Below are 20,199 nucleotides of genomic sequence, written 5' to 3' on the forward strand. Positions count from 1 at the left end.
GTACGCAAATACTACACATGAAACCGATGGCGGTCCAGTCCGGCTCCGATGTGCCGGGCACTGCCCTCCGAACCATCCATATGCTCAAGATCCGCTCGTTCACCTTCGTCGCTGCGCTCACGCTCGCCGTACCTGGCTGGGCTGCCGCCGAGGCTTTGGCTTCGGTGACGGCCCAGCCGGCCGCCATCGCCTCCTCCGGCTTCGACGGCGTCGTCGAAGCCGTCCGCCAGACGGTCATCGCCGCGCAAGTCTCCGGCGCGGTGATCCGGCTCGACGCCAAGGCCGGCGACTCCGTCAAGGCCGGCCAGGTGCTGTTGCAGATCGATGCCCGGGCAGCCGACCAGAATGCCGCCGCGAGCGACGCACAGGTCCAGGCGGCACGTGCATCGCTGGAAGTCGCCACCAAGGAATACGAGCGGCAGAAGCAACTGTTCAAGAAGAACTACATCAGCCAGGCCGCGCTGGAGCGCGCCGAGTCCGAGTTCAAGGCGACCCGGGCGCAGGTCGCGGCGCAGGGTGCCCAGGCCGGGGCGGCACGCACGCAAAGCGGCCTCCACGTGATCCGCGCCCCCTATGCGGGCGTGATCGCGGAAGTGCCGGTGTCGCTGGGCGACATGGCGATGCCGGGACGGCCCCTGATCACCGTGTACGACCCGTCCTCGCTCCGGATTACCGCGGCCATTCCGCAAACCGTGGCAGCGCAGGTGGTGGCGGGCCAGCTGCCCCGGGCCGAACTGCCGGGCCTGGCCGCACAACGCCAATGGGTCACTCCGGTGCGCATGCAGCTGCTGCCCACGGTCGATGCGGCGACGCACACGGTCGATCTGCGCGTCGATCTCCCCGCCGGCCTGGAGGGCGTCTCACCCGGGATGTTCTCGCGCCTGTGGCTGCCGCTGGCCGGCGGGGGCGCCGGGGGCACGCCCAGCCTGTCCGTGCCGCTCTCGGCCATCGTGCGCCGCGCCGAGTTGACGGGGCTCTACGTGCTCAATGCGGAAGGCCGTCCCCTGCTTCGGCAGGTGCGCCTGGGCCGGGCCGAGGGCGACAAGGTCGAGGTGCTCTCCGGCCTGATGCCCGGCGAGCGGGTCGCCACCGATCCGCAGGCCGCCGCTCGCGTTCGCCAGGCGACACCATGACACAGCAAGGCCCCTCGTCGATGGGTATCTCGGGCCGGATCGCAGCGTTCTTCCAGAGCGCCCAGATCACGCCGTTGCTCGCGCTCGTGGCACTCCTGCTCGGCGCGTTCGCGGTGCTGGTCACGCCGCGCGAGGAAGAGCCGCAGATCAACGTCACGATGGCGAACGTGCTCATCCCCTTTCCGGGCGCCGGCGTGCGGGACGTGGAGCAGATGGTGGCCGGCCCGGCCGAACAGGTGCTGGGGCAGATCGCGGGCGTCGAGCACGTGATGTCCGTGTCGCGCCCAGGGGTGGCGGTGATCACGGTGCAGTTCAAGGTGGGGGTGCCGCGCACCGAAGCGCTCGTGCGCCTGTACGACACGGTCAACGCGAATGCCGACTGGCTGCCCAAGGGTCTTGGCGTGCTCGATCCGATCGTCAAGCCCAAGGGCATCGACGACGTGCCGATCGTGACGCTGACGCTCTTCAGCAAGAATGCCGCTGTCGGCCCCTACGACCTGGAGCGCGTGGCTCACAGCATCGAGGCCGACCTGAAGCGCGTGGCGGGCACCCGCGAGGTGAGCACCATCGCCGGAGCGGGCCGCGCCGTGCTCGTCGAGCTCGACCCCGCGCGCATGTCGGGCGCCGGCGTCACTGTGTCCGACATGCGCAGCGCGCTGCTGTCCGCCAGCCTCGGGCTGCCGGTCGGAGAGCTGGTCTCGGGGAACCAGGCCGTGGCCATCGAGTCCGGTCCGTTCCTGCGGCAAGCGAGCGAGGTCGGCGAACTGGTCGTCGGCGTGCGCGGCGGCAAGCCGGTGTTCCTGCGCGACGTGGCCACGGTGCGCGACGGCCCGCTGCCGCCCAGCCGCTACGTCTGGCATGGCGAGGCCGGCAAGGAGGGCGCCGCTCCATCGGAGTATCCGGCGGTCACCCTTTCGATCACCAAGAAGCCGGGCGAGAACGCCATCGATGTCGCCAACGCCGTGATGCGACGCGTCGATGTTCTTCGCAACACGGTGATCCCCGCCGACGTGCGGGTTGCCGAAACGCGCAACTATGGCGCCACGGCCAACGACAAGGCGCAGAAGCTGATCCAGAAGCTCCTGTTCGCCACCGCCTCGGTGGTGGCGCTGGTGTTCCTCGCGCTGGGGCGGCGGGAAGCGGCGATCGTCGGCGCTGCAGTGATCCTGACGTTGACGGTCACGCTCTTCGCGTCCTGGGCCTGGGGCTTCACGTTGAACCGGGTGTCGCTGTTCGCGCTGATCTTCTCGATCGGCATCCTGGTCGACGATGCGATCGTCGTGGTCGAGAACATTCACCGCCACCAGCAGCTGCATCCCGAACGAACGTTGGCGCAGATCATCCCGGGCGCGGTGGACGAAGTGGGCGGGCCGACCATCCTGGCCACGCTGACGGTGATCGCCGCGCTGCTGCCGATGGCCTTCGTCTCGGGCTTGATGGGCCCTTACATGAGCCCGATCCCGATCAACGCGAGCATGGGCATGCTGCTGTCGCTGGCGATCGCCTTCGTCGTCACGCCTTGGCTGGCGCGCCTCTGGTTGAAGGCGGCGCCGGCCCACGCGGCCGAGGCCGACGGCCACAAGACGGCTCACGGCCTGGCTGCCAAGCTCGGGCCGCTGTTCGAACGGGCGTTCCGCCCGCTGCTCGACGAACGGCACGGCTCGCGCAATCGCCGCCTGCTCGTCGCGGGTATCGGCGTCCTGATTGCGCTCTCGCTCGTGCTGCCTGCCATCGGCCTGGTCCAGCTGAAGATGCTGCCCTTCGACAACAAGTCGGAGTTCCAGGTGGTGGTCGACATGCCGGCCGGGACCCCCGTCGAACAGACGGCCGCGGCGCTGCAGGAGCTGGGCGCCTACCTGGCCACCGTGCCGGAGGTGACCGACTACCAGGCCTATGCCGGCACCGCCGCGCCCATCAACTTCAATGGACTGGTGCGCCAGTACTACCTGCGCGCCGGCGGCGAAGTCGGCGATCTCCAGGTGAACCTGGTCGACAAGCACCAGCGCGAGGCGCAGAGCCACGCGATCGCCACCCGCGTGCGGCCCGCGCTCCAGAAGATCGGCGAGCGCTTCGGCGCCAACATCAAGGTGGTGGAAGTGCCCCCGGGCCCGCCGGTGCTGTCGCCGATCGTGGCCGAGATCTACGGGCCCGAGATCGAAGGGCGGCAACAGGTGGCCAAGGCGGTACGCGCCGTGTTCGAGAAGACGCCCGGGCTGGTGGACGTCGATGACAGCAGCATCGCCGCGGCGCCCAGGACCCTGCTGCTGGTCGACCGCCAGAAGGCGGCGATGCTGGGCGTGCCCCAGCAGGCCATCGTGACCACGCTTCGCACAGGCCTCGCCGGCGAAGCCACGGCTTACCTGCACGACCAGAGCAAGTACCCCGCCGCCGCGACCCTGCAGCTGCCCGCCGAGCGCCAGGGCGACCTGAACACGCTGCTGCAGCTCACGGTGCGCAGCGCCGCGGGCAACCTGGTGCCCATTCGGGAACTGGTCAAGGTGACGGACACCGTGCGCGAGCAGCCGCTCTACCACAAGGACCTGCTGCCGGTGAACTACGTCGTCGCCGACATGGCCGGGAAGATCGACAGCCCGCTCTATGGCGTGGCTTCGATGCGCAGTGAACTGGCCGCGATCGCGACGCCGGGCGGAGGGACACTGGTCGAATACTTCATCCGCCAGCCCGAGGACGCCTACCGCGACTACGCGCTCAAGTGGGACGGCGAGTGGCAGATCACCTACGAGACCTTCCGCGACATGGGCGCGGCCTATGCCGTCGGCCTGGTGCTGATCTACCTGTTGGTCGTGGCGCAGTTCGGCTCGTACCTGACGCCGCTGATCATCATGGCACCGATTCCGCTGACCATCGTCGGCGTGATGCCCGGCCATGCGCTGCTGAACGCGCAGTACACGGCGACCAGCATGATCGGGATGATCGCGCTGGCCGGGATCATCGTGCGCAACTCGATCCTGCTGGTCGACTTCATCAACCTGCAGGTGCGCGAGGGGATGCCGTTCAAGGAGGCCATCGTGCACTCCGCCATCACCCGGGCCCAGCCGATCATGCTGACCGGCCTGTCGGCCATGCTCGGCGCCTTCTTCATTCTCGACGACCCGATCTTCAACGGGCTGGCGATCTCGCTGATCTTCGGCATCTTCGTCTCGACGGTGTTGACGCTGGTCGTCATCCCGATCCTCTACTACGTCGCGTATCGCAACCGTCTGGGCGCGATCACGGGGTCTGCGGCACCAGGCCGGACATCTTTCATCGTGCCACCTCAAGGAGCTTCCTCATGACCTCATGGCAACTCGTGCGTCTCGTCGCCGGTTCGTTCATCTTGCTGTCGCTGGCGCTGGGCATCCCCGGCAGCCCGATCTTCGTCAGTTCCTGGTGGCTGGCATTCACCGCCTTCGTCGGCGTGAACCTGCTGCAGAGTTCACTGACGAAGTGGTGCCTCATGGAGACGATCATGCGCAAGCTCGGCGCGAAACCGGGCGCCTGAGCGTGGCTGCCCGGCGGTTCTCGGCCCTGCAAGGCTGTCTCGTCGCCGGCGCGATGGCGCTCGCCTGCATTTCGCCGGCCACCCATGCGGCGGACCTGATCGAAGCCCTGCAGGCGGCCGAGCGCGCCGACATGGACCACGCCGTCGCACGAGCCGCCCACGAGGCCGCGCTGCCGCGGCGCGACCAGGCCGCGGCACTCTGGCGGCCGCGCGTCGAGGCGACGGCGTCGACCGGCTTCGGCACCCACGAGACGCAGACCCGTGGTGCGCAGTTCTCCACACCCGCGTTCGGCGTGTCGAACAACGTGAACTTCAACACCTCGATCCGCGGAGGCACGGCCGGCCGCTGGGCGATCACCGCAAGCCAGCCTCTCTACAACCCCGGGCGGCGTGCGCAGCAGCGATTGCTCGGCCTCTCGGTCGACCGGTCCGACCTCGAGTGGCAGTCTGCCCGGCAGTCGCTGATGCTGCGCGTGGCGCAACGCTATTTCGACCTCGCGCTGGCCGAGGAGTCGCTGCGCGTACTGAAGCTCCAGCTGGATGCCGTGCAACGCGCGTCGACCGAAGCGAAGGACCGCTTCACCCTGGGATCGACGCCGGTCACCGACACCTACGAGACAGGCGCACGCCTCGCCGGCGTCCGGGCGCAGGTGCTGGCAGCCGAGAGCGATGTGCAGCTCAAGCGCAATCTGCTGGCCGACAGTACCGGACTGCCCGCCGCGACGCTGTCGACCCGCTTGCCGGCCGGCCGTTCCGCGGACGCGCGGCCGAGGCCGCTGGAGGCATGGCTGGCCGATGCCCAGTCTGGCAACCCCGACGTCCGCATACAGGAACTGGCGGCCGAAGTCGCGAAGCAGGAAGCGTCCAGATTCAGCTTTCAATCATCCGTCGCGGTCGATGTCATCGCGCAGGCCTCGCGCGAACGACTCAGCGGCAGCGGCGATTTCGGCTCGGCCTCCAACAGGGGAACGGACCGAATGATCGGCGTGCAGGTCTCCGTGCCCCTGTTCACCGGCGGCTACCGAAGCGCCCAGCAGGAAGAGGCCCTGCGCCTCGCCGACAAGGCGGCCACGGAAGCGGATCGCAGCCGGCAGGTGACGGCACAGCAGGTGCGGTCCGCCTGGCTGGGCCTGAGCGTCGGTGCCGAACGGGTGCACGCCCTCGCCGATGGCGTGAAGGCGAGCGAGGCGCGGCGCGATGCAACCCATCTGGGGCACCAGGTCGGCGAGCGCACCACCCTGGACCTGCTCAACGCCGAGAACGATACGGCTGCCGCCCGCCTTGCGCTGGTGCAGGCCCGCGCGGGACTGCTGATGGATCGGCTGCGGCTCGCGGCGCTCGTCGGGCAGCTCGATGACGATGCCTGGCGCTCGGTCAATGAAGATCTCGAGCCGGTCTCGTCGCCGCGGCAGTGATCGACAGGTTCGACTCCCTTTCACCACCCAAGGCCGGCCACACCGGCAACGTACTGGAGACAAAGCATGGCCCACATCGTCATTCTCGGCGCCGGCACCGGCGGCATGCCCGCCGCCTACGAGCTGCGCGCTGCACTGGACAAGTCGCACCGCATCACGGTCGTGAATGCCGTCGAGTACTTCCAGTTCGTGCCCTCCAACCCATGGCTCGCCGTCGGCTGGCGGGAGCGCAACGCAATCACCTTCCCGATCGGCCCGCATCTGGAGCAGAAGGGCATCGAGTTCGTTGCGCAGCGCGTCACGCGCATCGATCCCGCGCAGAATGCCGTCGAGCTGCTGGACGGCCGCAGGCTCGCGTACGACTACCTTGTCATCACCACCGGCCCCAAGCTGGCCTTCGACGAAGTGCCGGGCTCGGGCCCGGAGGGGCATACCCAGTCGATCTGCCTGGTCGATCATGCCGAGGCGACATGGGCACGGTATCAGCAGTTCCTCGACGACCCCGGCCCGGCCATCATCGGTGCGTTGCCCGGTGCATCGTGCTTCGGGCCCGCCTACGAGTTCTCGTTCATCTTCAACACCGACCTGAGGCGCCGCAAGCTGCGCCACAAGGTGCCGATCACCTACGTGACCAGCGAACCGTACATCGGCCACCTGGGGCTGGGCGGCGTGGGCGATTCGAAAACGATGCTGGAGAGCGAGTTCCGCAACAACGACATCCACTGGATCACCAATGCCAAGGTCACGCGCATCGAAGCGGACAAGATGTTCGTCACCGAGATGGATGAACACGGGCAGCCGAAGAAGGAGCACGAGCTGCCCTTCAAGTTCAGCATGATGCTGCCGGCGTTCAAGGGGGTCGATGCGGTCGCCTCGGTCGAGGGACTGTGCAACCCGCGCGGATTCGTGTTGATCGACGAGAACCAGCGCAGCAAGAAATATCGCAACATCTTTTCGGCCGGAGTCTGCGTGGCCATCCCGCCTGTGGAGGTCACGCCCGTCCCCACGGGCGCGCCGAAGACCGGCTACATGATCGAGACGATGGTCTCTGCCATCGTGCACAACATCGCCGCTGAAATCGCCGGCCGGCCTGCCGATGCCAAGGCCACCTGGAACGCCATCTGCCTGGCCGACATGGGGAATACCGGGGCTGCCTTCGTCGCGCTGCCGCAGATCCCGCCGCGCAACGTCAACTGGTTCAAGAAGGGCAGATGGGTCCACCTGGCCAAGGTCGCCTTCGAAAAGTACTTCATGTACAAGATGAAGAACGGCACTTCGGAGCCCATCTATGAGAAGTATGTTCTCAAGGCCCTGGGGATCGAACGGCTGGAGCGTTGAGGCGGCTGAACCGGGAGGCGAGCGGGTTGCAGGCTGGCGCCCGGTGAAGCCGCCACGCCATGGCTCGAGCCGTTAGCATTCGGCCATGAGCATCCTTGTGGGAACCGCCTCGTGGACTGACAAGACACTCATCGAGTGCGGGCGCTTCTATCCGAAGGAAGTGAAGACCCCCGAGGCGCGGCTGCGCTACTACGCGTCGATCTTCCCCCTGGTCGAGGTCGATTCCAGCTACTACGGCATCCCCGCGCCCGCCAATGCGAACAACTGGGCCGAGCGCACGCCCGAGCACTTCACCTTCAACATCAAGGCCTTCCGCCTCTTCACCGGCCACCAGACCGACCCGAAGGTGCTGCACAAGGACATCAGGGAAGCGCTGGGCTCGACCAAGACGCTCTATTACCGCAGCACCCCACCCGCGATCCGCGACGAGTTGTGGCGCCGCTTCATCGACGCGATCTCGCCGCTCAGGAATGCCGGCAAGCTCGGCCTGGTGCACTTCCAGTTTCCGCCCTGGCTGCAATGCAACCGCGAAGGGCATGCGCACGTCGCAAACTGCATCGAGATGATGGCGGGCCATACCTGCAGCGTCGAATTCCGGCACGCGTCTTGGTGGACCGAAGCGCAACGCGGCGGCACAATTGACTTCCTGCGCGAGCTGCACGCCGTGCACACCATCGTCGACGGGCCGCAGGGCTTCGCCAACAGCGTGCCCATGCTGGCCGAGACCACGAACCCCGACTACGCGCTGGTGCGCCTGCATGGGCGCAACGTGGACACCTACAACATGAAAGGCGCGGCCTCGGCGGCCGAGCGCTTCGACTACGACTACCCTGACCAGGAACTGCGCGAGATCATGTCGGAGGTCGTGCGCCTGGCCTACAAGGCCAGGCACACGCACATCATCTTCAACAACTGCGACGAGGACAAAGGGCAGCGCAACGGGATCTCGTTCATGAAGATGCTGTTGGCGCACGGCTGAATGGCGGCGATTGAAGACCAAGGACACAGCCGAATATCGCAACCCTCGGCGGCCCGTTCGTAAAACGCCTTCGGCTCAAGGGTGAAATGCAGGGTGTGCCGTCGACATCCGCTCAAAATGTCGGCCGACCACCCAAGCCGAAAGGAGCGTATGCATGGATACACAGGAGTTGCACCGCGGCCGCCTGATCGATCACATCCAGCTCGTCGTGCGCGATCTCGCCGCGAGCCAGGCGTTCTACGCGGGCGTCTTCGAGGTGCTGAAGATACCGATGGGCGGCACTGGCGAGGGCTATTTCTGGGCCGATGAGCTTTTCGTGTCGACCACCGACAGCGAGGCAGCCCAGGGCCGGCTGACCGGACGCCACCATCTCGCCTTCCAGGCCCAGGACAGGGCGACGGTCGATGCGTTCTACAACGCCGCGCTCGCGCATGGCGGCATGGATAACGGTGCGCCAGGCGAGCGGCCGTACCACCCCGGCTACTACGCGTGTTTCGTGCTCGACCCCGACGGCAACAACATCGAGGCCGTGTTCCACGGCGAGGCCCAGCGCAGCGCGCCCTCGGTCAAGGTGACGTTCTGATCCGTGACGCTCTGATCCTGCGCATCGCACGGCTTCGCAAGCGACGGCGCGGCGGCCCTTCGTGGAGCTTTGCGCACCCGCCCCCGACACCCCAGGCTACTGGCCGGAAAAGAGCGCGCAGACCTGCTCGAACAAGGGGCCGCCAGGTGCCGCAAACTGACGCAGCAGCCCGAAGTGATCGGCTCGGGGCGCGACGTACAAGGCGCTCTGGTTGCCCGCGCTGCTCCACGCATCGTGAAGGCGCCGGCTTTGCTCGATGAAGGCCGGCGTTTCCTCGTCTCCGACAACGACCAGCGCCGGCGACAGTTTCGCGCGAATGCGATGAATGGGAGAGCAGGCCGCCGCAGTTGCAGGATCGAGCTGGAGCTTCTGGTTGAGCGAAGTCTCAACGAGGGGCGCGAGGTCGAAGATGCCACTCATGGCGACGATGCCGGCGAGATCTCCGGCATCGGCAAGTGCAAGCTCGACGGCGATATGGGCGCCCGCCGAGTGCCCCGACAGGACCAGGGGCACGCCATCGGCATCGCCCGCGGTCGCCCGCGCGCGGATTGCCGGTACGCAGGCCTTCGCTGCCTCGATGAGTTCGGGGAGCGACACGGTCGGACACAGCGGATAGTTGACCAGCGCGACATTCAGCCCCGCAGCCGTGAAGGCGGGCGCGATGAAGCGGAAGGTCGACTTGTCCCGTGATTGCCAGTACCCCGCATGGAAGTAGGCCAGCGTGCCCCGCGGGCTCCTGCGCGCCGTGAAGAAGTCGAAGGTCTGGCGCTCCAGCGGGCCGTAGCGCACATCCAGCGCACAGGATTCGGTGGTCGTGGCTGCCTGGCTCTCTGCCTCGAACTCGGCGAGCAGCGCCGCAAAGCTCGCGCGCGATTGGCCCTCGACGTACTGGAACTGAAGGTCGTCCACGAGGTCAGTCGGTCTTGAGGCCGGTGGTCTTCACGAACTGCGTCCAGCGTTGCAGCTCGGCGCGCATCAGTGTCGAGAACTGGTCGGGCGAGTTCGGGGGAGCCGCCTCCATGCCGAGCTCCGACAGCTTCTCGCGAATTTGGGGCAGTTGCATGATCCGTGTCAGTTCCTCGTTCCACTTGGCGATGATGTCGCGCGGCGTGCCCGCCGGTGCGACGATGCCCTCCCACTCCTTCAGGTCGAACCCGGGGATGCCGCTCTCGGCCATGGTCGGGACCGAGGGCAGCGCCGCAAGGCGGGCGGGGCTGGTCACGGCCATGGCTCGCAGCTTGCCGGCGTTCACCAACGGAACGGCGACCGAGGTCGTGGCGAACATCGCCGAGACATAGCCTCCCAGCAGCGCCTGCACCGCTTCCGAAGGTCCCTTGAAAGGCACATGGAGCATATCGACTTTGGCGAGTTGCCTGAAGGACTCGCCGATCAGGTGGGCCGGCGAGCCGTTGCCCCCGGAACCATAGCTGAGCTTGCCCGGCTGTGCCCGCGCGAGTTCCACCAGTTCCTTCGCGCTGCGGGCCGGCACCGAGGGAGGCACCACGAGCACGTTGTAGAGCCACACGAGGTTGGCAATGGGCACGAAGTCCGCGCTGGTGTCGTAGGGCACCTTGCCGAACAGCGCCGGCAGGACCGTGTGCGTGAGGAACATGACGCCGACCGTGTAGCCGTCGGGCACCGCCTTGGCCACCGCATCCATGCCGATCATTCCCGTCGCACCGGGCCGGTTGTCGACGATGACCGGCTGCTTCCACGCGTCCTGCAGGCGCTCGGCGACCAGGCGCGCCAGCACGTCGGGCGGGCTGCCGGGCGGCAGCGGCACGACGATCCTGATGGGCCTGGCGGGATAGCCCTGCGCCCAGGCCGGGAGGGTTGCTGCGGCGAGAGGCGCGGCACCCAGCGCGCCCAGGATCCGTCTGCGTTGAATCATGATGCTCATGCCGCCGATGAAACGGGCGGTGCAAAGATGACGTCGTACTCGCGCGCCGCAGCCACCACTTCGGCCGGGCTCGACATGTTGTGGATGCGGCGGTAGAGCGCCTGCAGCTTGCCGGCCGGCGTGGCCCAGAAGAGGGCTGTGACCGGTTCGCCGGTGTTGTTGAAGAAGGCATGCGGAATGCCGCGGGGCATGCGCACCAGGTCGCCGGCGCCGGCCGAGGTCTTCTTGCCCGCCAGCAGGAGATCGATGCGGCCATCGAGCACGAAGATGTACTCGTCCTGGTAAGGATGCACGTGCGGCGGCACGAAGGTCTCCACCGGGAAGGTCGCATGCCAGGAGAAGCTGTCGTCGCTCACCTGCTTGGGCACGTAGACCTGCCCGAGGATGTTCCACGACACGCCGTCCATGCCAGTCTGCGCGCGCGTGATGTCGGGGGTTTCGATGGTCATGCGGAGATTCCTTCCTGGCCGGTGAGGCGATCGAGCGTGGATTTCACGAGGGGATTGGTCGAGGCGAAGCGCGGCTTGAAGCGCTTGCGCGCCTCGCCCAGGTCTTCTTCGTCCCAGTAGCCGATGAGGATGCCGCCCTCGGAGATGCGGGGCTGGATCTCCATCGTCTCGATGGCGCCGTCCGGAATGGTCACGCGCTGGCGTGGCTGGCGGGCCCAGCGGAACAGGGCCTCGTGCAGACGCCGGCGCACCCCTTCGTGTTCGGGTGCGGCGCCCAGGTCGACGAATTCGTTCGGGTCCGACGCGAGGTCGAACAGCATCGGACGGTAGCCTTCGGCCAGCACGTATTTCCAGCGGCCGTCGGAAATCATCCGCAGCCAGGCCTCGCGCGAGGGCGTGCCGAGCGCGATGCGCGAATCCTGGAAGGCATAGTCGTACTCGCAGACCACGTGCTCGCGCCAATCGGGCGGACGCTTCCCGAACAGCAGGGGGCGCAGCGAGCGGCCGTCCATGATGTGGGGCACCGGCGTGCCGCCGCAGGCGTCGAGGAAGGTCGGCGCGAGGTCGACCGCCTCGACCAGTGCGTCGCAACGCGTCCCTCGCGCGGGGTCGGCGCGCGGGTCGGGGTCGTAGACGATCAAGGGCGCGCGAATGATCGGCTCGTGGAACAAGTCCTTCTCGCCCATCCAGTGATCGCCCAGGTAGTCGCCATGGTCCGAGGTGAAGACGATCATGGTCGTGTCCATCAAGCCGCGCTCTTCCAGGAAGCCGAAGAGCTTGCCCAACTGGTCGTCGATCTGCTTGATCAGGCCCATGTAGCCCGGCATGACGGCGTCGCGCACGCCCTCGCGAGAGAAGGTCTCGGACACCCGATGCTTCATCATGGCCTCGTACACCGGATGCGGATCCTGGCGCTCGGCCTCAGAGCGAACCACCGGCAGGGCATCGTCCGCCTTGTACATGCTCGCGTACGGCTCGGGAACGATGTAGGGCCAGTGCGGCTTGATGTATGACAGGTGCAGGCACCAGGGCTGCTCGCCGGCCTCGGCAATGAAGTCCATCGCCCGGCGGGTGATGTAGGGCGTCTCGGAGTGCTCGTCGGGCACGCGTGCCGCCCGGTTCGAGTACTTCAGGAACCAGCCGGAACGGATCCGGCCGTCGTCATCGACGGTGGAGTTGGCCCAGCTCTCCCAGGGGTTGTCGCCGCCGAAGCCCTGCTTGCGCAGGTAGTCGTTGTAGCTGGGGTCCGGATCGTGGCCCGAGTAGGGGTGGATGCCGTCGTCGCGCTCATAGGGATCGAATCCGCACTCGGCGATGCGCACACCGATCGTCGAGGCCGGGTCGATGCCCAGGCGCGACATCCCTGCGAGGTCGGCGCGCATGTGGGTCTTGCCGACCAGCACCGAGCGCACGCCCAGCGGGCGCAGGTGGTCGCCGATCGTCATCTCGCCCGCCTTGAGCGGCACGAAGTTCCAGCTCGCACCGTGCGAGTGAACATAGCGCCCGGTGTAGTAGCTCATGCGCGACGGCCCGCAAACCGGCGACTGCACGTAGGCGCGGTCGAAGATCACGCCGCGCGCCGCCAGCGCGTCGAGGTTCGGCGTCTTCAGCCTGGGGTGGCCGAAGCAGGACAAGTGGTCCGCGCGGAGCTGGTCGCACATGATGAAGAGGATGTTCTTCACGCTTCGGGTCATGCCGGTTCCTGTCGTTGGGTGGGGGTTCGTCGAATGCTAGTTGCCCGCCCGAGCCGTGTCGCTTCACATGTTTTGATGTCGATTACCATGGGTTATCGCCCTCCCCTCTCTCTTCGAGGCCACCATGCGGCTCCAGCATCTTCATCTGCTGCTGACTCTTGCGAAGACCGGTAGCCTGCGCGCGTCGGCCCAGACGCTCAACGTGTCGCAGCCGGCGTTGACCAAGGCCTTGCGCCAGCTCGAAGACGAGTTCGGCACCGCGCTGGTGATACGCACGCCGAAGGGAGTCCGGCTGGCGCCGGCCGGCGAGCTGATCGCCGCGCGCGCTGCCACCGTGGTGCGCGAGATCGACCGGGCACGCGAGGAGGTCGCATGGCATTTGCGGCATGCCGAGGCGCAGGTGACGGTGGGCGTCTCGCCGGTCGCGGCGATCCTGCTGGCGCCCGGCGCGGTGGAGCGCTTCGGCGCCAGATGGCCCCAAGTCAGCCTGCGCATGCGCGATGCGCTCTACCCCCGTGCCCTGGAGCAGGTGCGCGCCGGCGAACTCGACATGGCGCTGGGGCCCCTGCCTACCGAGGGTGTCGGCCGGGACCTGGTGGTCCAGCCGCTCTTCGACAGCCGGTCGGTGCTCGTCGCACGGCGCAGCCATCCGCTGGCGCGTGCGAAGAAGCTGGTCGATCTGCTCGACACAGGCTGGGTGCTCACCGGCCCACCCGGGGGGCCGGGCGATCCGCGCAACATCCATTTCGATGAAACGGGCAATCGCACGCCGAAGGTTCGCCTGGAGTGCGAATCCTTTGCCACGCTGCTGGCGCTCATGCCTAGGCTGGACGTGGTCGGAATCATGCCCGCGGGCTTCTTCGAGCGCTATGGTCCCGGGATGGACCTCGTCCAATTGCCCATTGCCGACGTGCTGCCCAACACGACCATCCACGTCCTGCACCGTGCCGATACGCCGCTGACGCTGCCGGCGCAGCGGCTGCTGGAAGCGTTCCTTGCAGAAGCCGGCGCACTGCGGACATCACTGCGCCGCTGATGCGCGATCCTCGTGGTCGCGAGCTTCCGGAGAACAGCGAAGCGTGACGCTCGCCGTCACCGGCGCGGCCGTCACAGTGGCTCCGCGCTCGCGAAGCGGACGACCGTCACGCCGGCGCGCGCCTGCCGCAACGAAGGCATGACGAGAACGCAGTCGTCGTAGGGCGTGGTGACCAGCTCTCCGTCGTTGTCGCCAATGGGGGTCCCCGCATTCCGGATGACCTCGAGCCCACGCCAGGCGCCGAGGAAGCGAAACTTGCTGCTGCGCGCAACCACGCCGCCGGTGACCCGCAGGACGCACTGACGGGGGGCATCCGGGCGGCGCCATCCGGGAAGCGCGTCGGATGCGGCTGCAGCGTCGAGGATTTGCGCTTCGACCAGAAAGCGAACCGACAGGTCCCGCGCAACATCCCGGCTCGAGGCTTCGCCGTGAAAGCCGCATTCCACGAGCAGCGAACGGGAGTCGCCGCCCTCCGCGTCGCAGAGGCCGAAACGACCGAAATCGCGCATTCGGGTTCCGTCCTGGTGGCCCTCATCGACGACGACGTGCTCCGGCGCCCGCAAGCTTCGCGCAAGCTCCAGATTGCGGGCATGAGGGCCCGCCAACAACAGCGGCTCGCCCTGCTCGTGCATGGAATGCAGGTCCAGCAGCCAGTCCGCACGCTCGACGAACGGAAGCAGCTCGCCCGCACGGCGCCGCTCCACGCTTGTCGCATCGGCGATCCTCCCGGCGGACCATTGGCGGTTCAGATCTTCATCGACAAAGCGGGACGCATCGAACGCGCCCGGGTCGAAGCGGTCGAAGGCAGCAAGATGGCAGAAGGCCATCGTCAGGCTGCCTCGCCGTGGCCGCACACCGGCTTCCAGCAGCCCCTTGACGGCCCAGGCCCCGCAGAGCTCATTGCCATGGACGAGCGACGTGACCATCACCCGACGGCCGGGCATGCCTGACTCGAAGTGCCAGACCCCTTCCGTTCCCGTGTTGCCTGCGCGCCATGCGCTGATGTCCGGCTTCGGCAGGTCGAATCGCAGGTCCGTCATTCCGCGATCTTCGCGAAGTCGACGACCTTCTGATACTTGGCTGTCTCCTCGGCCAGGAAGCGCGGCATGTCGACGTCCAGGGGCGCGAGGGTCGAGCCCGACTCTTCGAGCTTCTTGCGGAACTCGGGTGTCTTCAGGATCTCGTTGAGCGCCGTGCGCAGCCTGGCCAGGATGGGCGCGGGCAGCTTCGGCGGCGCCATCAGCGCGAACCAGACGCCGATGTCCATGTCCTTCAGGTTCGTTGACTCGGCCAGCGCGGGAATGTCCGGTGCGACGGGTGATCGCTTCTTCTCCGTCACGCCCAGGGCGACCACCTTGCCGCTGCGGATATGCGGCAGACCGCTGGACAGGACGAACACCCCGTAATCCAGCGTGCCGCCCAGGAGGTCGGTGGTCAGCGGCGCCACGCCTCGGTACGGGATGTGCGTCATGAACAGTCCACCTTGCTCCTTGACCATTTCCCCCGCCAGGTGCAGCGCGGTGCCAATTCCGCTGCTGCCGTAGCTGAAGCGCCCGGGCTTGGCCTTGACCGCTTTCAGGAACTGGTCGGCATCCTTGACCCCCGTGGCGGCCGATGCGACCAGGACCATGGGCTGCGAGGCGACCAGGCCGATCGGCGTGAAGTCCTTGTAGCTGTACTTGACGGTTGCAGGCGTGATCAGCCGGTTGATCGCAATCTCGTTGTTGGCCCCCAGCAGCAAGGTGTAGCCGTCCGGCTGTGCCTTCGACGCCCTCATCGCGGCGATCGCGCCGCCTGCACCGCTGGCGTTCTCCACGACGACCGGAACCCCCAGCTTGTGCGCGAGCTGATCAGCCACTGCACGACCCGTCAGGTCGGTGCTCCCGCCCGGCGGATACCCGACCAGCACCGTGATGGGCTTGCTCGGGTAGGCCGCCTCCTGGGCCGAGGCGTGGTGCTGGGCCACGGAAATGATCGAGAACGCTGCGACGCCGATGGCAAGGGTACGGTTCAAGGTTTGTCTCCTGTAGTGCCCAGATTCTGGTTTCCGGAAACACCGCATTTGTGCCTTTTCGGCACGCAGCCTTGCCGGAAAGTACCGGTCAGCCCGGGTCCACGGTCTGCCAGAACGACTCTGCCGCTGGCGAGAGCCTTCGTTTGGCTCGCACCATGCGGACCTCGAAGCCGATCTCCAGCGCCTTGCTGCCCACGGGCGCCAACTGCCTTGCCTTGCAGGCGCCTGCTGCCAGGGACCAGGGCAACCATGCAACGCCCAGCCCCTTGAGGGCGTACTCGAGCAACGCGTCTGCCGAATCGCATTCGATGGTCTCGGTGAGGCGGGGCGCCTTCGGATGATTGCTCAGGTGGTCGCTCACCAGCCGCCCCAAGGCCAGCGTCTGGGCATACGCCAGGTAGGGGACAGCCTCGCCGTGCTCGAAGCTGAATGACGCCTGGCCCCGTGCGTTGATCTTTCCCACCGGCACCAGGCGGTCGCTCGCCACCCGTCGCTGCAGGTACTGGTGCGAACTGAGGCGCACTGCGAGCTGGGGGTGGTGATAGGTCAGCATGAAGTCCGATTCGCCGCGCTCGAAGCGCTGAAGGGTTTCCGCCATGGAGCCGGTGCGCACCACCACCCGGACGCCGGCACGTTGCCGCCTGATCCGCGAAAGCCAGTCCGCCGCCACCGTGCGGGCCAGGGTCCGCCCCGTGGCCAATGTGACCGTTGCGGCATGCCCTTCTGCATCCGCCCCGCAGATCTCGCTCCGTGCATGGGCCATCGCTGGAACCAGCTGCAGCGCAAAGCCCAGCAGCTTCTCGCCTTGGCTCGTCAGTCTGACGGAAGTCCCGCGCCGCTCGACGAGGGGTGCTCCTGCCCAGGCTTCAAGCGCCCGGATTCGACGGCCGAACGCTGGGTGGGTGACGTGTCGCTGCTCTGCGGCGCGGGTGAGGCTGCCGGTGTGCGACAGGGCGATCAGGTCTTCGAGCCACTTGGTTTGCATGGGACGGGACTGTAGCTTTCACCGTCCCGGCCGGAGGCGCTTGCCGAGGAAGCTGGCGGAAGGAGCGGCAAAGCCAATGCGGAGGCGATCTTATGCGCGGCCGCCGGCGGCTCGAGAGCAGAGGTGTCGATTGCCAGTTCTCCTGGCGGCATCGCACGCTCCGAGGCTTCGAACTGGGCCCGCAGCTCCCGCAGGAGGCTCAGCGACCGCAGCTTGCCAAACTCCGCCCGGCTCGCAGCCGTGAGGCGCTTTTCCTGCTCGGCAACAGGAACCCTCAGTTGCACGAACAGCGTGCTGCCCCCGGCGACCTTCACGACGTCTACAGCCCGATTGTGAAACCCGCTGGCGACCGTCGGCTCTGGCGCGAAGGTGAAGATGAGAGAGCGCTGAGACGCAGCTGCCTCGCGCATCACGTCCAGCCACATTTGCTCCCGTAGCCTGACGAACTGATCCGTGCCGAAGGGAAAGATGGAGGCGACGGCATCGACAATCAAATGATTGTGGAAGACCGGTAATCCGGTGATTCGGCTGAGTTCCCTGGCGATCGTCAGCTTGCCGGAAGCGGGAGGTCCATAGATAAAGATGAGCTTCATGTCACCTATTGTTGTGCACCGAGAAGCCTTTCACTACGGCGTCCGAGGGAGGCTTTTCGCAACATTTGAGGCGGCCGCGTGGAAACGCATCGCCACCTGTCACAAACCGATGTGACCCGTCGTCTAAGAGGTGTTCCCCCCAACCCTCAACCGATAAGGAGCTCACGTGTCCCAAGCCAGACTCGACTACCACGCCCTCGCCCCCGCGGCCGCGCGCGCCGGCGCCCAGTTTTCCCACGCCGCCGGCAAATCGCTGGACAAGCGCCTGCGCGAATTGGTGAACTTGCGCATCAGCCAGATCAACGGCTGCGCCTTCTGCATCGACATGCACTGGGCCGACCTGCTCAAGCAGGGCATGGACCCCCGCCATGTCAACGCTGTGGCCGGCTGGCGCGAGGCGGAGCGATTCTTCAACGAAGCCGAGCGCGCCGCGCTCAACTGGGCGGAGGCCGTCAACGCAGTGCCACAGCGCACCCCTAGCGATGCGGACTTCGACGCCGTGAAGCGGCACTTCAGTGATGCGGAGATCGCGGACCTCACCTTCGCGGTCTGCGCGATCCGCTCGTGGAACATGCTCAATGCCAGCTTCCACACGCAGGTGCCCGAAACGCCGTATACCGTCGGCTGATCCAGGCGGCTGCCGGCTACTCCGGCGCGGCGCATGGACGATGTGCCGTCTGCGTCGCGCCGATCCTCCGCCCGGTCGGCCTGTCCTCAGATTCGCCGACGTCGTTCATTGATCAGCATCTCCCTGGTGTGGTGCGAACAGGCTGGCGTCGAGCGCAGGTCTGGCCTACAGTGGCCTTTCAGCACCATGAGGAACTGACAAATGCCGATTCGTATTGCGTCATTGACCAAGAGAATCTCGGCCAACGGCCGAGCGCTGCTTCGCGCGACGGAGCGCCGGATGGAAGCTGGTGGGACTGAGCAAGAGCCGTCCGAAGCCGAGTCCGCCCTGATCGAGGAGCGCCGGCTGCTCAAGGAGGAGCGGGACAGGCGCAAGGCGAAGGCGCTGCAACCCGGGCCGAGCGCCCTCGACCGGCTGACGCGAACGCATCATCCCCAGGCCAAGGACAAGAAGGCCAGGAAGGAAGCGCACGACGCCACTGAAGCCAAGAAGCCCAAGCCGCGCAGGACGCGCGCCGAGAAGCACGCGCAGCAGGCAGCGGCGCTGGACGCCGCGCGCAAGTCGCCGAAGAAGCCGGCGAAGTGACCCAGGTGCCTCTTCTTGAGGAGAGACGGCAATCCAAAGGAGAGTGCGCCATGCGTTCGATCGCGAACATGACCACCCAGCTGTTCAAGGTCCCTCTTGCTGAAGTGTTGACGGATGCCAAGCACGGCGCACATACCCATTTCGAGTTGATCACCGTGACGGTAGAGCTCGCAGACGGCAGCCAGGGCACGGGCTACACCTACACCGGCGGCAGGGGAGGCCACGCGATCAAGGCAATGATCGACCACGACCTCACTCCTGCGCTGGTTGGCTCCGATGGCGCAGACGTCGAGGGCATTCACGATTTCAACCAGTGGCATGTGCACTATGTCGGACGCGGGGGCATCGCGTCATTTGCGATCGCGGCCATAGACATCGCGCTTTGGGATCTCCGTTGCAAGGGAGCCGGGCAGCCACTCTGGAAGCTGGCCGGCGGCGCCGGGAACACCTGCAAGGCCTACTGCGGCGGTATCGACCTGTCGTTTCCGCTCGAGAAGCTGCTGAGCAACGTGCGTGGTTACCTCGCCAGGGGCGTCAACGCTGTCAAGATAAAAATCGGGCGCCAGGACCTTGAGGAAGACATCGAGCGTATTCGCGCAGTGCGGCAGCTGATCGGCCCCGACATCACCCTGATGGTGGACGCCAACTACGCCATGAGCGTGGACCAGGCCATTGTTGCCGGCAAGCGCTTCGCGCCCTTCGACGTCTTCTGGTTCGAGGAGCCGACCATTCCGGACGACTATGAAGGCTATGCGCGCATCGCCGACGCGACCGGCGTGCCGTTGGCAATGGGCGAAAACCTGCACACGATTCACGAGTTCGACCAGGCGTTCAAGCATGCGAAGTTGTCCTTCATCCAGCCGGACGCTTCGAACTGCGGAGGCATCACGGGCTGGCTGAGGGTGGCCGAGCGCTCGCGCCAGCACGGCATCCCGGTGTGCTCGCATGGGATGCAGGAGCTGCACGTCAGCCTGTTGGCTGCACAAGCTGATGCGGGGTGGCTGGAGATCCACAGCTTTCCCATCGACGAGTACACGGCTCGCCCCCTCGTCATCGAGAACCACCGCGCGGTTGCGCCCGAAGATCCCGGGATCGGGGTGCAGTTCGACTGGGGAAAGCTTGGGGCGTTCTTGGTTCGGTAGTTTCGATGCCGGAGGAGCGGACGCGGAGAACCGCACGTGCGATGCCGAATGAGGCAGCGCTGCGGAACGGCGGCGTGGCTTCGCGGGCCGTTTTCGAGTCCGACTGGCCCGCGATGTGCCTATACGGTGGCGAAGGGCTGTAGGGCTGAGCGCCCAGAACTTGGCATTGGGAATTGCTGCTTCAGGCTGATTGCGGCCGGTCATGCCGGGGCGCATGAACAGC

19 protein-coding genes are annotated in these 20,199 nt (G+C 66.7%); 11 read left to right on the forward strand and 8 right to left on the reverse strand.

Annotated features, from left to right (window positions below):
• Nucleotides 1-17 precede the first annotated feature (17 nt).
• The 7 genes from E5P3_RS30405 (at nucleotide 18) to E5P3_RS30435 (ending at nucleotide 8,950) form a co-directional block, all read left to right on the forward strand.
• Nucleotides 18-1,133 carry an efflux RND transporter periplasmic adaptor subunit gene (locus E5P3_RS30405; protein WP_232073392.1) on the forward strand — a complete coding sequence of 372 codons (1,116 nt, stop codon included), beginning with the start codon at nucleotides 18-20 and terminating at the stop codon, nucleotides 1,131-1,133.
• Nucleotides 1,130-4,429 (forward strand): efflux RND transporter permease subunit, encoded by a 3,300-nt coding sequence (locus tag E5P3_RS30410; RefSeq protein ID WP_162589363.1) that lies wholly within the window; start codon nucleotides 1,130-1,132, stop codon nucleotides 4,427-4,429. The genes E5P3_RS30405 and E5P3_RS30410 overlap by 4 nt, the downstream gene beginning before the upstream one ends.
• Entirely contained in the window at nucleotides 4,426-4,635 is a 210-nt protein-coding gene (locus tag E5P3_RS30415) for a YgaP family membrane protein (protein ID WP_162589364.1), read from the forward strand. Before E5P3_RS30410 ends, E5P3_RS30415 begins: the two co-directional genes overlap by 4 nt.
• A gap of 2 nt (nucleotides 4,636-4,637) precedes the next feature.
• Nucleotides 4,638-6,050 (forward strand): TolC family protein, encoded by a 1,413-nt coding sequence (locus E5P3_RS30420; protein WP_232073393.1) that lies wholly within the window; start codon nucleotides 4,638-4,640, stop codon nucleotides 6,048-6,050.
• 66 nt (nucleotides 6,051-6,116) lie between these two features.
• Entirely contained in the window at nucleotides 6,117-7,388 is a 1,272-nt protein-coding gene (locus tag E5P3_RS30425) for an NAD(P)/FAD-dependent oxidoreductase (RefSeq protein ID WP_162589365.1), read from the forward strand.
• Between the two features lie 85 nt (nucleotides 7,389-7,473).
• A complete protein-coding gene (locus tag E5P3_RS30430; RefSeq protein WP_162589366.1) occupies nucleotides 7,474-8,367 on the forward strand; it encodes a DUF72 domain-containing protein in 894 nt (297 codons plus the stop codon).
• 154 nt (nucleotides 8,368-8,521) lie between these two features.
• The gene (locus E5P3_RS30435; RefSeq protein WP_162589367.1) at nucleotides 8,522-8,950 is read left to right on the forward strand and encodes a VOC family protein; all 429 of its coding nucleotides are present in this window, start codon (nucleotides 8,522-8,524) and stop codon (nucleotides 8,948-8,950) included.
• A gap of 96 nt (nucleotides 8,951-9,046) precedes the next feature.
• Here E5P3_RS30435 and E5P3_RS30440 read toward each other — a convergent pair whose 3' ends face one another.
• The 4 genes from E5P3_RS30440 to E5P3_RS30455 are packed head-to-tail and all read right to left on the reverse strand — an operon-like array spanning nucleotide 9,047 to nucleotide 12,993.
• Nucleotides 9,047-9,859, reverse strand: coding sequence for an alpha/beta hydrolase (locus tag E5P3_RS30440; RefSeq protein ID WP_162589368.1), 813 nt, complete (start codon nucleotides 9,857-9,859; stop codon nucleotides 9,047-9,049).
• A 4-nt stretch (nucleotides 9,860-9,863) separates the two neighbouring features.
• Nucleotides 9,864-10,841 carry a Bug family tripartite tricarboxylate transporter substrate binding protein gene (locus tag E5P3_RS30445; protein ID WP_162589369.1) on the reverse strand — a complete coding sequence of 326 codons (978 nt, stop codon included), beginning with the start codon at nucleotides 10,839-10,841 and terminating at the stop codon, nucleotides 9,864-9,866.
• 5 nt (nucleotides 10,842-10,846) lie between these two features.
• Nucleotides 10,847-11,299 (reverse strand): cupin domain-containing protein, encoded by a 453-nt coding sequence (locus tag E5P3_RS30450; RefSeq protein ID WP_162589370.1) that lies wholly within the window; start codon nucleotides 11,297-11,299, stop codon nucleotides 10,847-10,849.
• Nucleotides 11,296-12,993 carry an alkaline phosphatase family protein gene (locus tag E5P3_RS30455; RefSeq protein ID WP_162589371.1) on the reverse strand — a complete coding sequence of 566 codons (1,698 nt, stop codon included), beginning with the start codon at nucleotides 12,991-12,993 and terminating at the stop codon, nucleotides 11,296-11,298. Before E5P3_RS30455 ends, E5P3_RS30450 begins: the two co-directional genes overlap by 4 nt.
• 124 nt (nucleotides 12,994-13,117) lie before the next feature.
• On the opposite strand from E5P3_RS30455, the gene E5P3_RS30460 reads away from it, so the two are divergent.
• Nucleotides 13,118-14,029 (forward strand): LysR family transcriptional regulator, encoded by a 912-nt coding sequence (locus E5P3_RS30460; RefSeq protein ID WP_162589372.1) that lies wholly within the window; start codon nucleotides 13,118-13,120, stop codon nucleotides 14,027-14,029.
• 71 nt (nucleotides 14,030-14,100) lie between these two features.
• Here E5P3_RS30460 and E5P3_RS30465 read toward each other — a convergent pair whose 3' ends face one another.
• Genes E5P3_RS30465 through E5P3_RS30480 form a run of 4 tightly spaced genes read right to left on the reverse strand, consistent with a single transcriptional unit; the run spans nucleotide 14,101 to nucleotide 17,621 of the window.
• Nucleotides 14,101-15,069, reverse strand: coding sequence for a succinylglutamate desuccinylase/aspartoacylase domain-containing protein (locus E5P3_RS30465; protein WP_162589373.1), 969 nt, complete (start codon nucleotides 15,067-15,069; stop codon nucleotides 14,101-14,103).
• Nucleotides 15,066-16,091, reverse strand: a complete 1,026-nt coding sequence (locus E5P3_RS30470; protein WP_162589374.1) for a tripartite tricarboxylate transporter substrate binding protein — start codon at nucleotides 16,089-16,091, stop codon at nucleotides 15,066-15,068. The genes E5P3_RS30465 and E5P3_RS30470 overlap by 4 nt, the downstream gene beginning before the upstream one ends.
• A gap of 40 nt (nucleotides 16,092-16,131) precedes the next feature.
• Nucleotides 16,132-17,028 carry a LysR family transcriptional regulator gene (locus tag E5P3_RS30475; protein ID WP_162589375.1) on the reverse strand — a complete coding sequence of 299 codons (897 nt, stop codon included), beginning with the start codon at nucleotides 17,026-17,028 and terminating at the stop codon, nucleotides 16,132-16,134.
• The gene (locus E5P3_RS30480) at nucleotides 17,001-17,621 is read right to left on the reverse strand and encodes an AAA family ATPase (protein ID WP_197893996.1); all 621 of its coding nucleotides are present in this window, start codon (nucleotides 17,619-17,621) and stop codon (nucleotides 17,001-17,003) included. The genes E5P3_RS30475 and E5P3_RS30480 overlap by 28 nt, the downstream gene beginning before the upstream one ends.
• Nucleotides 17,622-17,787: 166 nt before the next feature.
• Between E5P3_RS30480 and E5P3_RS30485 the strand changes: the two genes are divergently transcribed.
• From E5P3_RS30485 to E5P3_RS30495, 3 genes are all read left to right on the forward strand, one after another.
• On the forward strand, nucleotides 17,788-18,249 hold the full coding sequence (locus E5P3_RS30485) for a carboxymuconolactone decarboxylase family protein (RefSeq protein ID WP_162589376.1): 462 nt from the start codon (nucleotides 17,788-17,790) through the stop codon (nucleotides 18,247-18,249).
• A 201-nt stretch (nucleotides 18,250-18,450) separates the two neighbouring features.
• Nucleotides 18,451-18,834 carry a hypothetical protein gene (locus E5P3_RS30490; protein WP_162589377.1) on the forward strand — a complete coding sequence of 128 codons (384 nt, stop codon included), beginning with the start codon at nucleotides 18,451-18,453 and terminating at the stop codon, nucleotides 18,832-18,834.
• 50 nt (nucleotides 18,835-18,884) lie between these two features.
• A complete protein-coding gene (locus E5P3_RS30495; RefSeq protein ID WP_162589378.1) occupies nucleotides 18,885-19,976 on the forward strand; it encodes a mandelate racemase/muconate lactonizing enzyme family protein in 1,092 nt (363 codons plus the stop codon).
• Nucleotides 19,977-20,199 lie beyond the last annotated feature (223 nt).

This window comes from Variovorax sp. RA8 (assembly GCF_901827175.1).
Classification (GTDB): domain Bacteria; phylum Pseudomonadota; class Gammaproteobacteria; order Burkholderiales; family Burkholderiaceae_C; genus Variovorax.